15 protein-coding genes are annotated in these 14,315 nt (G+C 69.9%); 10 read left to right on the top strand and 5 right to left on the bottom strand.

The genetic code is table 11. The features are described 5' to 3' along the window. The first annotated feature begins 421 nt into the window (after positions 1–421). Together GEV28_RS14625 and GEV28_RS14620 are read left to right on the top strand one after the other, a co-directional pair. Positions 422–1,333 (top strand): helix-turn-helix transcriptional regulator, encoded by a 912-nt coding sequence (locus tag GEV28_RS14625; protein WP_291412607.1) that lies wholly within the window; start codon positions 422–424, stop codon positions 1,331–1,333. Then, the gene (locus tag GEV28_RS14620; RefSeq protein ID WP_291412606.1) at positions 1,281–1,487 is read left to right on the top strand and encodes a DUF397 domain-containing protein; all 207 of its coding nucleotides are present in this window, start codon (positions 1,281–1,283) and stop codon (positions 1,485–1,487) included. Before GEV28_RS14625 ends, GEV28_RS14620 begins: the two co-directional genes overlap by 53 nt. Before the next feature lie 3 nt (positions 1,488–1,490). On the opposite strand, the gene GEV28_RS14615 is transcribed toward GEV28_RS14620, so the two are convergent. The 3 genes from GEV28_RS14615 to GEV28_RS14605 form a co-directional block, all read right to left on the bottom strand. Further along, complete coding sequence (locus tag GEV28_RS14615) at positions 1,491–2,069, bottom strand: Uma2 family endonuclease (protein WP_291412605.1); 579 nt, start codon at positions 2,067–2,069, stop codon at positions 1,491–1,493. 82 nt (positions 2,070–2,151) lie between these two features. Beyond that, the gene (locus GEV28_RS14610; RefSeq protein WP_291412604.1) at positions 2,152–2,757 is read right to left on the bottom strand and encodes a hypothetical protein; all 606 of its coding nucleotides are present in this window, start codon (positions 2,755–2,757) and stop codon (positions 2,152–2,154) included. A 110-nt stretch (positions 2,758–2,867) separates the two neighbouring features. Further along, positions 2,868–3,308, bottom strand: coding sequence for a MarR family transcriptional regulator (locus tag GEV28_RS14605; protein ID WP_291412603.1), 441 nt, complete (start codon positions 3,306–3,308; stop codon positions 2,868–2,870). Between the two features lie 306 nt (positions 3,309–3,614). Here GEV28_RS14605 and GEV28_RS14600 point away from each other — a divergent pair, with 306 nt between their 5' ends. The 7 genes from GEV28_RS14600 (at position 3,615) to GEV28_RS14570 (ending at position 11,043) form a co-directional block, all read left to right on the top strand. Next, positions 3,615–4,304 carry an alpha/beta hydrolase-fold protein gene (locus GEV28_RS14600; RefSeq protein WP_291412602.1) on the top strand — a complete coding sequence of 230 codons (690 nt, stop codon included), beginning with the start codon at positions 3,615–3,617 and terminating at the stop codon, positions 4,302–4,304. A 246-nt stretch (positions 4,305–4,550) separates the two neighbouring features. Beyond that, positions 4,551–5,495: a bifunctional oligoribonuclease/PAP phosphatase NrnA gene (locus GEV28_RS14595; protein WP_291412601.1), complete on the top strand. Its 945-nt coding sequence runs from the start codon at positions 4,551–4,553 to the stop codon at positions 5,493–5,495. A 112-nt stretch (positions 5,496–5,607) separates the two neighbouring features. Beyond that, positions 5,608–6,840, top strand: coding sequence for an extracellular solute-binding protein (locus GEV28_RS14590; RefSeq protein WP_291412600.1), 1,233 nt, complete (start codon positions 5,608–5,610; stop codon positions 6,838–6,840). A gap of 66 nt (positions 6,841–6,906) precedes the next feature. Continuing rightward, positions 6,907–7,842, top strand: a complete 936-nt coding sequence (locus tag GEV28_RS14585) for a carbohydrate ABC transporter permease (RefSeq protein WP_291412599.1) — start codon at positions 6,907–6,909, stop codon at positions 7,840–7,842. A 2-nt stretch (positions 7,843–7,844) separates the two neighbouring features. Continuing rightward, positions 7,845–8,732, top strand: a complete 888-nt coding sequence (locus GEV28_RS14580) for a carbohydrate ABC transporter permease (protein ID WP_291412598.1) — start codon at positions 7,845–7,847, stop codon at positions 8,730–8,732. A gap of 213 nt (positions 8,733–8,945) precedes the next feature. Continuing rightward, a complete protein-coding gene (locus GEV28_RS14575; RefSeq protein WP_291412597.1) occupies positions 8,946–10,070 on the top strand; it encodes an ABC transporter ATP-binding protein in 1,125 nt (374 codons plus the stop codon). A gap of 112 nt (positions 10,071–10,182) precedes the next feature. After that, a complete protein-coding gene (locus GEV28_RS14570; protein WP_291412608.1) occupies positions 10,183–11,043 on the top strand; it encodes an SIS domain-containing protein in 861 nt (286 codons plus the stop codon). Positions 11,044–11,335: 292 nt separating this feature from the next. On the opposite strand, the gene GEV28_RS14565 is transcribed toward GEV28_RS14570, so the two are convergent. Beyond that, positions 11,336–12,172: an aldo/keto reductase gene (locus tag GEV28_RS14565; protein ID WP_291412596.1), complete on the bottom strand. Its 837-nt coding sequence runs from the start codon at positions 12,170–12,172 to the stop codon at positions 11,336–11,338. 137 nt (positions 12,173–12,309) lie between these two features. Next, positions 12,310–12,837 carry a CGNR zinc finger domain-containing protein gene (locus GEV28_RS14560; RefSeq protein ID WP_291412595.1) on the bottom strand — a complete coding sequence of 176 codons (528 nt, stop codon included), beginning with the start codon at positions 12,835–12,837 and terminating at the stop codon, positions 12,310–12,312. A gap of 23 nt (positions 12,838–12,860) precedes the next feature. Here GEV28_RS14560 and GEV28_RS14555 point away from each other — a divergent pair, with 23 nt between their 5' ends. Continuing rightward, positions 12,861–14,204, top strand: coding sequence for an MATE family efflux transporter (locus GEV28_RS14555; protein ID WP_291412594.1), 1,344 nt, complete (start codon positions 12,861–12,863; stop codon positions 14,202–14,204). Positions 14,205–14,315 lie beyond the last annotated feature (111 nt).

Here is a 14,315-nt window from a genome sequence, read left to right as displayed (position 1 = left end):
GGGCGACTTGGCGACGTGAGGGGACGACTTGGCGACGCCGGGGGGCGACTTGGCGACGTGAGGGGACGACTTGGCGACGCCGGGGGGCGACTTGGCGACGTGAGGGGACGACTTGGCGACGCCGGGGGGCGACTTGGCGACGTGAGGGGACGACATGGCGACGTGAGGGGGCGACACGGCCACACCACGGGGCGACACGGCGACGCCGGGGGGCGACTTGGCGACGTGAGGGGGCGACACGGTGGCGCCGGGGGGTGACACGGGGGCGGGCTGGTATTCGTGGGCAGGCTCGACGGGGCTGTATTGGCCTTCCCGCACCTGCTATACGTCCGAGTGAAACCGTCGGCGCGGATGCCTTGATCTGCCACGACTCGTTCTACTTTGGTCGCATCTGACCACTGAGTGACGAGGGGTGTGCGCAATGTTCGACCTCGAGCCGACCGTCAAGTCGCGAGAGCTGGGGCGGGTCCTGGCGCGGGCGGCGGCGGCCAAGGGCCTCAACGGCCGGCAGATCGCGTTGTTGCTGAAATGGTCGCCCAGCCGCATAAGCCGGCTCTACAGCGGCAAGCGCGGCGCGCGGCTGGTGGACATCGCCGCGTTCCTGGCGATCGTCGGGATCACCGGCCCGAAGCGGGACGAGCTGCTGGACCTGGCCAAGGACGCCTACGACCTGGGCTGGTGGCAGCAGTTCGGCGACCGGCTGCCGGAACGGCACCTCACCCTTGCCGCGCACGAGGATGTGGCGATCGCGATCACCGACTTCCAGAACGTGCTGGTGCCCGGCCTGGTGCAGACCGAGAGCTACATGCGGGCGCTCATGAAGGCGTCGCCGATCATCCCGAACGAGGAGATCGAGGAGCGGGTACAGCTGCGGTTGAGGCGTCAGGAGATCTTCGATCGCACGAACCCGGCCACGTTCCACTTCTTCATCGACGAGTACGTCGTGACCCGCACGGGGTTCGGCCGAAAGATCATGTCTGACCAGGTGCACCAGCTCCTGCGGATGGCGGTCCGACCGCGGGTGGCCATTCGGGTGACTCCCGACGCGGCCGGCACCCACGGCGGCTGGTATCCGTTCGAGCTCATGGACTTCATCGAGGACAACCCGGTGGTGTTCCTGGAGAACATGACCTGCACGGTGTTCCAGGAGCGCAAGGACACCGTCGAAAGCTACCGGCGAATCGCGGCCGACCTGGATAGGGTTGCGCTGGACGAGGGACAGTCCCGCGCATGGCTTGCCACCGTGGCAACCGCCCTGGGTGAGCCGCGAGAGGAGCACGATGAGAGCGCCCCTGCCGGCGACCCTGACCTGGAGGACAAGTTCTTTCACTGACTCTGGTGAGTGCGTAGCGCTGGCATGGCCCGAGGACGAGGCGGCCGTGCGGGACTCCAAGAACACCGAACCGACCCTGGTGTTCGACCGGTCCCGCGTGGCCGCCTTCGTCGTCGGCGTGAAGGCCGGGACGTTCCGCCCGGGAAGGCCGTGAGGCTCAGGGCAACAGGTCGGCCGGATCGAAGGTGACCGGCACCGGGGCTGCTTTGATCGTGGTCATTTTGCCCGGCGTGGCGACGACGTCTTCGACGTAGCGACCGTTGTCGAGCACGTGCGAGACCACCCGCAGGCCACCGATCCGGTCCTGGTCGACCACCCAGAAGTACGGCACGTCCGCACTCGCGTACGCGGCGGCCTTGGTGTCGCGCTCGGCCCTGCTGTTGCCCGGCGACCAGATCTCGACGGCCAGCACGAGGTTCTCGCGCGGGAAGCTGGTGCCCGCCGGCCGGGTGTTGAGGACCGACACGTCGGGAATCAAGGCCGTGCGCAAGCTGGTGCTGATCTGCACGCCCACTCCGGTGACCGCGTACAGGTCGGCGCGTTCTCCGTCGCGTATGGCGTGCCTGAGCACCTGACGCAGCTCGTCGCCCATGTACTGGTGCTGGCCGGTGGGTGGCGGGTTCATGTGCAGGTACCCCAGGATCAGTTCGACGCGCGAACCGTCCGGAGGGTTCTCGTGCGCGAGCCAGTCATCGACCGTCGTCGGACCGATGGCGTGCTCGAATGCGATGGACACGGTGCTCACCTCCCGCCCTGCGACTTGTTTCCAGTTGACCACACGCGGCCTGTGAAATGCACGCTACCAGCGGATTCGTACCCTATCGGCGACCGTCGTCGTCGGCGCGCAACTCCGCGACGGCACTGAGGGTGTCGGCGAGCCGCTCCCGGTCCAGGGATGTCAGCTCGATGGAGTCGACTTCGGCCAGTGCCGCGTTCGCCCGATCGGGATCGGCGAGCGTGAGGGCCAGCTCGGCGCGGTATGCGAGCGCCTCCACGCGCTCCACCGCCGACGCGTCCGCGGCGCGGGCGAGGGCGCCGTCGAGGATCTTGGCGGCTTGCGCGGTGTCGCCGTGGCTGTCGGACAGGACGACCGCGTTCTCCAGCGCTCGGGCGAGCTTCCCACCGGTCGTCGCCCCGGCCTCGCCGGCGGTGGGGGAGGAGACGGGGAAGATGCGGATCCAGTTGCCGCCCGGGTCGACGACCGTGAAGCCGGCGAGGCCGCCGACGTTCCTGCGCCGTCGTGGCCGGGTCATCCGCGGGATGCCCGACAGCGGCACCTTGCCGTAGGCCGCGCGCAGCCCGTCCACGAACGCGCGGTGCAGCTCGCCGGTGTCGGGGACCTGGACGATGCAGCTGCCGTAGGAGGCCGCGGGATCGAAGTCGGGTATGCCGAAGAAGTGCAGCTCGACGTCCCCGCGGCGCATGGCGAGGTACGGGTTCGGCCGGGTCTGCCGCTAGGTCTTCTCGAAGCCGAGCGCGGTGTAGAACGCGAGCATGTCGTCGATCGACGCGCACGGCAGCAACGGGATGACCATCAGCCCTCCAGGAGGTCGCCGAGATCGCGGAGCGTCCCGGTGGTGGCGCGCAGCTCGGCCGAGGACACGCGGGACGCGATCGCGTTGGCCCACACGGCCTGGCGGCGCTCGACCTGGCGCAGCGAGTGGCGGCCACGCGGGGAGAGCGCGATCAGCCGGGCGCGGCGGTCGCGGGGGTTGTCGTGGAAGGTGATCATGCCGGCCTTGGCCAGCGCGTTGGCCGTCTGCTGGACGGTCTGCCGGGTGCGGCCCATGGTGCGTGCGATCTGCGCCACAGTGGCCGGTTCGTGGTCGACGACGCCGAGAATCTGCCATCTGGCGCTGGTGAGTCCCGCCGGACGGGCCAACTCGTCGCCCGCCGCCAGGAGCAGGCCGTTCACCCGGAAAACCTCGACCAACAGCTCGGAGAACTCCAGCCCGCGATCGGTCAACGGAGTCATAACGGACACCTTGTCATAGTGACAGGAACCTGTCAAAACGATGAAAGTTTCACTCGGAGTCCCATGGGAGGTAACGATTCGGTACTGTCGTGCCCCCGGACCGACTACCCGCCATGCTTGGGGTGAGACGTGGCTGCAGGCGACAATCGCCGTTCGCGGCGAGATGTCCTGCTTGGTGCTATTGGCCTAGGCCTCGCCGCCGCCGGCTGTGCATCGAAGTCAACGGACGCTCCCGTCAGAACGGCCAGAACCGAGTCAGCTCCCGGGGGCTTGTCCCCGGCGACGATGGCACCGAAGGTCAAGCCCGTGACCGTCGAGCGGATTCGCTCGATGTCCAGGCGGACCGAGGTGGAGCTGGTGATCATCCGACCGGAGGACGCGGGGCCGAACCTGCCGGTGTGCCTGGCGCTGCACGGCCGCGACGCGCGGGCGAACCAGTTCGTCGAGCTCGGTGTGCCGGAGATGCTGACCTCGCTGGTGAACTACCAGGGGACGCCGCCGTTCGCGGTCGTCGCCGTCGACGGTGGTGACTCGTACTGGGTCGCGCGCGACGACGAGGACGACCCGCAGCTGATGCTGTCCGACGAGGTGCCGAAGTGGCTGGGGGAGCGCGGCCTGGCCGGCAACCCCTTCGCCGTGCTCGGGATCTCGATGGGTGGCTACGGCGCACTGAACTACGCGGCCAACCTCAACGACCCGGCGGTGGCGGCGATCAGCCCGGCGCTGTTCCTGAGCTGGCCGGAGGCAGCCTTGCGCGACGCGTTCGCCGATGAGCAGCACTGGCGCAGCACGGACCCGCTGCAGAACCTGAACAAGGTGGCCGGGGTCCCGATGGGCGTGTGGTGCGGCGACGCCGACCCGTTCATCGACGGGGCGCGCCAACTCATCGAGCGCGCGAAGCCGGCGGTGAGCGAGATCGAGCCGGGCGACCACGAGCCGGCGTACTGGCGCAAGGTGCTCCCCGCCGCCCTGAAGTTCGTAGGCACCCGCATCTAGCCCGCGTCCCATGGATCATCGGATACGTGGCTTGGCACAAGCCTCGCGCCGACCAACGCAAGCTCAGGGGACCGTGACGGTACCCAGCCACCAACCACCAAAGGTCCGCACCGTCCGCTGGGACGCAACCAACACTTTTAATTCCGGGGAGGCGGACTGGACGCGGCCGTCCGGTTACGTGAGGCTGTGCGGGTGCCCACCACGGATCTTGGTGCCGCCGCAGCCCTGCTACGCACCGCGACCGACATGACACTGCTCGCCCACGTGAACCCCGACGCGGACGCGCTGGGCAGCGCACTCGCGCTCGGCCTCGCCCTGCACAGACGCGGGGTGACCGCGCGCGTCTCGTTCGGGATGCCCGCCGACGTGCCCGAGTCGCTGCGCGGGCTCGACGTCGCGGGCCTCGTCGTGCCCGCCGCGGAGATCCCGCAGGCGGCGCGGCTGCTCGTCGCGCTTGACACCGGCAGCAAGTCCCGGCTGGGGCAGCTCGCGGACCGGGTCAACGCCACGGCCGAGGCGGGTGGGTCGGTGCTGGTGGTCGACCACCACGCGTCGAACACCTTCTACGGCACCCACCACCTCGTCGACGAGACTGCCGAGGCCACGGCCGTGCTGGTCATGGCGCTGCTCGACGAGCTCGGCTGGGCGCTGGACGCCGACATCGCCCGCTGCGTCTACGCCGGCCTCGTCACCGACACCAGCTCGTTCCGCCGCGCCCGGCCGGACACCCACCGGCTCGCCGCGCGGCTGATCGAGGCGGGCGCGGACCCGACCGCGACCGCGCGCGAGCTGCTCGACACCCACCCGTTCGCCTTCCTGCAGATGCTCGCCACCGTCCTGGACCGGGCGGTGCTCGAGCCGGACGCGGCAGGTGGGCGGGGACTTGTGTACACGTCCGTACATCTCGACGACCTGGTCGGGGTCCGCCTCGAGGAGGTGGAGTCCGTCGTCGACGTCGTGCGTACGACGGCCGAAGCCGAGGTCGCGGCCGTGCTCAAGCAGTCCGCGGCGGACTCCTGGACCGGGTCATTGCGTGCGGCCGGGGCGGTGGACGTGCGGGCGGCGGCCGAGCAGTTCGGTGGCGGCGGGCACCGGCTGGCGGCCGGGTTCTCGGCCGTCGGCGAGCTCGAGGACATCCTCGTCAAGTTGCGCGACGCGCTCCGAGATCCGGTACTGCTTGCATCGGGTTGAGCACGGATGGGCGGCGACGAGCCGAACAAGTGGTATAAACCAATCGCCGCGCAGGGTCCAGACCCCGGCGGCGATCAGCCAGGCGGACGGCCCGGCGGAAACGGAGGACAAGTTGAGGCGCGTCATCACAGCAGTCGCGGTCGCGACCGCCGCTGCGCTCGGGCTCGCTGGCTGCGGTAGCGACTCGGGTGACTCGGGCGGCAGCACCGAGCTGGAGCTGCTGGTCCCGATCTACGGCGACAAGACAAAGCCCTACTGGGAGGACCTGGTCAAGTCGTTCGAGGCCGAGAACTCCGACATCAAGGTCACCCTGGAGACCCAGAGCTGGGACGACATCTACACGGTGCTCGACACCAAGGTCCAGAACAACAGGGCCCCGGACATCCTGGAGCTCGACGCGGCAGGCCCGGCCTACGGCGCCGACGACCTGCTGTACAAGGCCGACGAGATCGTCTCCAAGGAGACCATGGCCGACATCGAGCCGTCGTTCATCGACAGCGCCAAGATCGACGGCGTGGCCTACGGCCTACCGACCGTGGCCTCGACCAGGGCGTTGTTCTACAACAAGGACCTCCTCACCCAGGCCGGGGTCACCGCTCCGCCGAAGACATGGGACGAGCTGCTCGCCGCGGCCAAGAAGATCTCCGCGCTGGGCGGCGGGGTGTACGGCTACGGCATGCCGCTGGGCAGCGAGGAGGCGCAGGCCGAGACCTCGATCTTCGCCTACGGCGCCGGCGCCAGCTGGGAGGCCGACGGCAAGATGACGATCGACACGCCGGAGGCCAAGGAAGCGCTGACCTTCATGAAGAAGATGATCGACGAGAAGGTCACCCAGCCGGACCCGGGTGCGACCGACCGCACCCCGCTGCTGGACGTGTTCATCCAGGGCAAGATCGGCATGATCCAGGGCCTGCCGCCGATCGTCGGCCAGATCAACGAGAAGAACCCCGACCTGAACTGGGAGATCGCGCCGTCGCCGACCCCGGACGGCAGCCCCTCCACCCTCGGTGTCGCGGACTACTTCGTCGGCTTCGACAAGGGTGAGGACAAGCAGGCGGCCATCGCCAAGTTCCTCGACTTCTTCTACCAGCAGGACAACTACGTCAAGTTCAACGACAACGAGGGCTTCATCCCGGCCACGAAGTCGGGCGCCGAGGCGGCCGCGTCGAAGCCGGAGCTGAAGACGTTCCTCGCCTCGCTGCCGGACGCGAAGTTCTACCCGGCCACCAACCCGGCCTGGGGGTCGACCTCCGGCGCGTTCAAGTCGCTGGTGGGCCAGATCCAGAGCAAGCCGGTGGACGAGGTGCTCAAGCAGATCCAGGCGAAGGCCGACGAGACCGGCTGACGCCCCGCCGGGGTCCGCCGGTCCGCCGGCGGGCCCCGGCATGCTCAACCTGGAGGAAACCGACGAGTGGCAACACCGATCGCTGACAGCACGCCACCGCGGGTGAACGCCTCGTTCCGGCGGCGAGCTCGGCGGCAGACGACCTTGCAGGCGCTGCCCTGGCTCGCCCCCTCGCTGATCCTGATCGGCGGCGTGGTGGTGTTCCCCGTCGGCTACATGATCTACACGTCGTTCCGGGACCTGTCCCGGTTCGGCACCGACCGCGGCTGGGCGGGCTTCGCCAACTACGAGCGCGTGTTCGGGCTCGACCACCTGTCCAGGGTCCTGTCCAACACCGCGCTGTGGGTGGTCGGCGTGGTCGCCCTGTCCGTCGGGTTCGGACTGGTGCTCGCGCAGTTCCTGAACAAGCGCTTTCCCGGCCGCAAGGTGCTGCGCATGGTGATCATCGTGCCGTGGGCGGCCTCGGTGGTGATGACCTCGACGGTGTTCGTCTACGGCCTGGATCCCTTCTACGGCATCATCAACCGGTTCCTCGTGGACGTCGGGATACTGGACGTGCCGTTCGGCTTCCTGAAGAACCCGTTGCCCGGCTTCCTGTCCGCGATGGCGGTCGCGGTGTTCGTGTCGGTCCCGTTCACCACGTTCGTGTTCCTCGCCGGGCTGCAGGCCGTGCCGAACGACGTGCTCGAGGCGGCCCAGATCGACGGCGCGAACCGGGTCCAGACCTACTGGCGCGTGGTGTTCCCGATGCTGCGTGGCGCGCTGACGGTCGCCACGATCATCAATGTCATCAACGTGTTCAACTCGCTGCCGATCCTCAAGACCATGACCGGCGCGATCCCCGGCTACGACGCGGACACGACGACGACGCTCATGTTCAAGATCATCCAGAACGACCGGCAGATCGACACCGCGAGCGCGCTGTCGGTCGTCAACTTCGTCGTGGTGGTCGTGGTGATCGGCATCTACCTGCGGGTCGTGCGCCCGATGCGGGAGGACTGATCATGTCGACCGTCATCGACCGCCCTTCCACGGTGACCACCGTCGGCGCGCCGCGCCCCACGGTGCGCGAGAAGAAGCGTTGGGGGCTCACGGTCGTCGGCACGATCGTCGCGCTGGTGTTCCTGCTCCCGTACCTGATCATGCTGGTCGGTGCGTTCAAGACCCGCCCGGAGATCCTCACGGTCCCGCCGACCTATCTCCCGCAGGACTGGGAGCCGAGCAACTTCCTGACCATGTGGGGCACGCCGGAGACACCGGTGCCGGCCAACCTGCTGTCCACCGTGATCATCTCCGTCGGCGGTACGGCGCTCGCGCTGGTCGCGGCGCTGCCGGCGGCCTACTACACCGCGCGGCACAACTTCCGGCTCAAGCTGCCGTTCATGCTGCTGGTGCTGGTCACCCAGATGCTGCAGCCGACCGTGCTCGCGTCGGGTCTGTTCCGCGAGTTCGTGACGCTGGAGATCAACGACACCCGGTTCGCGATGATCCTGGTGAACGCCGCGTTCAACCTGTCCTTCGCGGTGTGGATCATGCACAGCTTCTTCGCGACGGTGCCGAAGGAGATCGAGGAGGCAGCCTGGCTGGACGGCTGCAGCCGGTCCCAGTCGCTGCGCCGGATCATGCTGCCGCTGGTGTGGCCCGGCATCGTCACCGCGGTGATCTTCACGTTCATCGCGTGCTGGAACGAGTTCGCGGCGAGCCTCATCCTGTTGCCCACCGACACCAACCAGCCGCTCACCGTGGCGCTGACCAGGTTCATCGGGCAGTACGAGTCCGCGTGGCAGTACGTGTTCGCGGTGTCGATCATCGGCATCCTGCCGGTCGTCGCGCTGTTCGCGCTGATCGAGAAGCACCTGGTCTCGGGGCTCACCGCGGGCGGGGTGAAGTAGCTGTGCCGATAGATGCCAATCCGGCCGAGAGCAGGCCGTTGCCGCAGGTGGAGCCGTCACGATGGTCGGCCTACTCTCGGCCTACTTGGCATGTCGTGATTCTGAATCGTGGTGTTCACGTGTTTGTTGCTCTAGATTGTGTTCGCGCGCGCCGGTTTCGCACCGGGCCGACAACGGGGTGCGGTCTTTGACCGGCGAAAGGAAAGGTAAGCCATGGCCACAGTGACCTTCGACGGCGCGAGCCGTTACTACGCGGGAACCGAACGCCCGGCCGTCGACCAGCTGGACCTCGAGGTGGAGGACGGTGAGTTCCTCGTGCTCGTCGGCCCGTCCGGGTGTGGCAAGTCGACCACGTTGCGGATGCTTGCCGGCCTCGAGGGCGTCGACGAGGGCGCGGTCCGGATCGGGGAGCGGGACGTCACCAACCTGCCGCCGAAGGACCGGGACATCGCCATGGTGTTCCAGAACTACGCGCTGTACCCGCACATGACGGTGGCCGACAACATCGGCTTCCACCTCAAGATCAAGAAGGTGCCGAAGGCGGAGCGGGCCGAGCGGGTGCAGGAGGCCGCGAAGCTGCTCGACCTCGAGCCGTACCTGGACCGCAAGCCGGCCAAGCTCTCCGGTGGCCAGCGCCAGCGTGTCGCCATGGGACGGGCCATCGTCCGCAGCCCGCAGGTGTTCTGCATGGACGAGCCGCTGTCCAACCTGGACGCGAAGCTGCGCGTGCAGACCCGCACCCAGATCGCGTCGCTGCAGCGCCGGCTCGGCGTCACCACGATCTACGTCACCCACGACCAGGTCGAGGCGATGACGATGGGCGACCGGGTGGCCGTGCTCAAGGACGGGCTGCTGCAGCAGTGCGACACGCCGATCGGGCTGTTCGGCAAGCCGAAGAACCTGTTCGTGGCGGGCTTCATCGGCTCGCCGGCGATGAACCTGATCCCGGCGACGGTCGACGGCTCCGGCGCGGTCATCGGCGGCCAGCCGATCGAGCTGACCGCGGCGCAGCGGTCCGCGCTCACCGGGTCCAATGTGGTCGTCGGCGTGCGGCCCGAGGGCTGGACCCTCAAGCCGCCAGGCGAGGGCATCGTGGCGCAGGTGGAAGTCGTGGAGGAGCTCGGGTCCGACCAGTTCCTGTACTGCTCGACATCGGCCGAGCTGACCACCGCCGACGCGGCCGCGGAGTCGGTCGACGCGGCCGAGGCGCCGCAGACGATCACGGTGCGGGCGCCGGGCATGTCCGCGTTCCAGCGTGGCGAGAAGGTCGGCCTCGTGCCGCAGACCGGGGCCGTGCACCTGTTCGACGCCGACACCGGTGACCGCCTGCCCGACTGAGTTACGTGTTCCTTCCACCGCCGCCGGGCCCGCTGCGCCCGGCGGCGGTGTTTTATGCTCGTTTTGTGGGTGTACCGCGCATGTTCGAGCAGGGGAGTGTGTCGTGACGTTCCTGTCCCAGGAGATCGCCAGCCAGCCGTCGACCTGGTCGGCGGCCGGTGACCTGCGTGTTTCCGGCTTGCCGCTACCTGGCGAGCGGGTGGCGGTGATCGGCTGCGGCACGTCGTACTACATGGCGCAGGCCTACGCCGCGCTGCGTGAGTCCGCCGGCCAGGGGGAGACCGACGCGTGGCCGGCGTCGGAGCTCCCGGCCGGCCGGCGCTACGACCGGGTGCTCGCGCTGACCCGCTCCGGCACGACGACCGAGGTGCTGGCCGCGCTGTCCCGCGTGTCCGGGGTGCCGACGGTGGCGCTGACCGCGGACCCGGCCACGCCGATCGCGACGGCCGCCGGGTCGGTGGTCGCGCTGGACTTCGCCGACGAGCGGTCCGTGGTGCAGACCCGCTTCGCCACCACCGCGTTGGTGTTGTTGCGCGCCCACCTGGGGGAGGACGTCGGCGGGTTGGCGTCGGCCGCGTCGTCGGCCCTGACCGAGCCGCTCGTGCCGGTGCTGGTGTCGGCGGCGCAGTTCACGTTCCTGGGCACCGGCTGGACGGTCGGCCTGGCGAACGAGGCGGCGCTGAAGCTGCGTGAGGCGGCCCAGGCGTGGACCGAGTCTTATTACGCAATGGAGTACAGGCACGGCCCGATCTCGATCGCCGCGCCCGGCCGAGTCGTCTGGGTGTTCGGCGAGCCGCCGGCCGGGCTCGCGGCCGAGGTGGCCGCGACCGGCGCGCACGTCGAGACCTGGGCCGGCGACCCGCTGGCCGACCTGGTCCGCGTGCACCGGCTGGCCGAGCACCTGGCCACCGCGCGCGGCCTCGACCCGGACCACCCTCGCAACCTCGACCGGTCGGTCGTACTCAGCGGATAGGTTGCGGAGGTAGACCGGCCGTGGCGAGGCCGCCCCCGCGTCCCTTCGCCGTGTCGTCCCGTGGCGTCGCTGTGTCGTCCGGTGGCGTCGCTGTGTCGTCCGGTGGCGTCGCCGTGTCGTCGCGGGGCGGTGACGGCAGGTGGTGACGCCACGCTGGTCCGACCCGGCCGACTCGGGCACGTGAGAGGCGGACTCAGGCACGCCAGACGCCAACTCAAGCACGCCAGCCCGCGACCGGGTCGCCGTCGACGTCGCGTTGCTGGACCTGCCCCGACCCCCGTGGCCCGCCCGCTCAGCGCGGCTGGATCCGGTCGAGCCGGCGCCACTGGTCGCCGCTGAGCCGCAGGGTCGCCGCGGCGACGTTCTCCTCCAGGTGGTCGATCGAGCCGGTGCCCGGAATCGGCAGCACGACCGGCGAGCGGTCGAGCAGCCACGCGAGTGAGACCTGCGCCGCGGTGGCGTCGAGCTCGGCCGCCACGGCGGTGATTTCGGCCGTCGCCGTCGTCACGGCGGGATGGACGGGCCGCCAGGGCAGGAACGCGATCCCCGCCTCGGCGCAGGCGTCGAGCACGGCCTCGTGCTCGCGGTCGAGCATGCTGTAGCGGTTCTGCACGCTCGCGACGTCGATGATCCGCCGCGCCTCCTCGAGCTCGCCGACGGTGACCTCGGACAGTCCGATGTGGACGATCCGGCCCGCGACCTGGAGCTCGCGCAGCGCCCCCAGCTGGTCGGCGAGCGGCACCGTCGGATCGATGCGGTGCAGCTGGAGCAGTTCGAGCTGGTCGACCCGGAGCCGGCGCAGGCCTTGCTCGACCTGGTCCCGGAGGAACTCCGGCCGGCCGCAGATCGCCGCGTCGTGCGGAGGGTTCGGCGGCGCGACCCCGACCTTCGTCGCGATGAGCAGGTCGTCCGGATAGGGGTACAGCGCCTCTGCGAGGAGCTCCTCGTTGGCACCCCACCCGTACAGGTGCGCGGTGTCGATCAGGGTGACGCCCAGGTCGACCGCGCGTCGGGCCACCCCGATGGCGTTCACCCTGGCCGGTCCGGGTTCGGTCGGCAGGCGCATGGCCCCGAAGCCGAGGCGCCGCACAACGTGCTCGCCCCCGATGGGGAACGTGCTCGATGACATGTGTCCGATTGTGGCCTCCTCCTCCGATTGGCCGTAGCCCGAGCGACAGTGGCCGGCACATCCGAACTGTTCACCATGACCCGCAACTCGGCCCGCTGATCGACTGTCAACTCCACCTACTCAGCCAAACACCAAGATCAGCCGGTCTTCTGGCGGGAGCGGAACGCCGCCACGTGCACCCGGTTCGCGCACCGCGGCGAGCAGAACCGCTTGGCGCGGTTGGTCGAGGTGTCCAGGTAGTAGTTGGCGCAGTCGTCGGCGCCGCACAGGCCCCAGCGGTCGAGTCCATAGTGGACGATCCCGTGCGCGATGCCCCACGCGGCCGCGGCGGCCACCTCCGTCGCCGGGGCGGCGGTCAGGTCGGCCATGTGCAGGTGCCAGTTCGCGACGGCCGGGTCGTGGCCCGCGGACAGCCGCGGCCGCGGCGGGTGGTCGGCCAGCAGGGCGTTGACCTCGCGCAGCACACCGGGACCGTCGGCCGCCGCGGCCCGGTCCAGCGCGCCGCGCAGGCCCGCCACGACCGGGCGGAGCGCGGCCACGTCGGCGGCGGTCGCGCGCGAGGACCACCACGGCTCGTCGTGCAGGGCCCCCTGCAACGAGGCCACGTCACTCAGCGGGACGTTCGCCAGGCGGAGCGCCACCTCGACGTAATCGGCGTTGTCCATCGGCGATCCTTACAGCTAATGTAATGAGCGAACACCGTATCAGCACCTTACCTGGAGGAGCCGTGCACGAGCGCGCGCCGCTGCGGCAGATCCTCGGGCTCGCCGTGCCGGCCCTCGGCGTGCTCGCCGCCGAGCCGCTGTACCTGCTGGTCGACACCGCGGTGGTCGGGCATCTCGGCGCGGTGCCGCTCGGTGGGCTGTCGGTCGGGGCGATCGTGCTCGCGCAGGTCTCGACCCAGCTGACCTTCCTCTCCTACGGCACCACCGCGCGCGCCGCCCGGCTGCACGGCGCCGGCCGGCGGGCCGACGCGGTGGCCGAGGGTGTGCAGGCCACCTGGCTCGCGGTGGCGGTCGGCGTCGTGCTGGTCGTGGCCGGGCAGGCGCTCGCCGGACCGGTCGCGCGGCTGCTCGCCGGACCGGGGGAGGTCGCCGACGCGGCGGTGAGCTGGCTGCGGATCGCGCTGTTCGGCATCCCGTTCATCCTGGTCACGATGGCCGGCAACGGCTGGATGCGCGGCGTCCAGGACACCCGCCGGCCACTGCGCTACGTGCTCGCCGGCAACGCGATCTCCGCCGCGCTGTGCCCGATCCTGGTCTACGGCCTCGACTGGGGCCTCGAGGGCTCCGCGGTGGCCAACGTCTGCGCCCAGGTCATCGCGGCGGCGCTGTTCTTCCGGGCGCTCGTCGTCGAGCGGGTGCCGCTGGCCCCACTGCCGAAGATGATGCGCGCGCAGCTCGCGCTCGGCCGCGACCTCGTACTGCGCAGCCTGGCGTTCCAGGCGTGCTTCGTCTCCGCGACGGCCGTGGCCGCGCACGAGTCCACCGCGGCGGTCGGCGCACACCAGGTGGTGCTGCAGCTGTGGACGTTCCTCGCCCTCGTCCTCGACTCGCTGGCGATCGCCGCGCAGTCACTGGTCGGCGCGGCACTCGGCGCGCACGAGGAGCGCAAGGCCCGCGGCCTCGCCTGGCAGATCACCGGCTACGGGCTGATCTTCGGTATCGCGCTGGGCGTACTGTTCGCCGCGCTCGCCGGTGTCCTACCGGGAGTGTTCACTTCGGACGGTTCGGTGCTCGCCGAGATCCCGCACGCGTGGTGGTTCTTCGTGGCGATGCAGCCCGCGGCCGGGGTGGTGTTCGCGCTCGACGGAGTGCTGCTGGGCGCCGGCGACGCGGCGTTCCTGCGCACCGCGACCCTCGCCGCCGCGGCGATCGGGTTCCTGCCGATGGTGTGGGCGTCGTTCGCGTTCGACTGGGGTCTCGTGGGGATCTGGACCGGGCTGTCGGCGTTCATGCTCGTCCGCCTGGCCGCCGTCCTGGCCAGGACCATGTCCGGCCGGTGGGCGGTGCTGGGCGCGGTCCGCGCGTGAGGTGTGAGGGAGCCCACGCTTAGCACGGCTAACGATTTGGCATCGTGCGGCGCTGTAACCGGTGGGACCGGACCGACGCTGCTCTGGCCAAGATCCACACCGAACAGGAGC

Origin of the sequence: Actinophytocola sp. (assembly GCF_009379765.1) — a bacterium.
GTDB lineage: Bacteria > Actinomycetota > Actinomycetes > Mycobacteriales > Pseudonocardiaceae > Actinophytocola.
The sequence above is the reverse complement of the archived record's forward strand: the minus strand, read 5'-3'. Positions and strand labels throughout refer to the sequence as shown.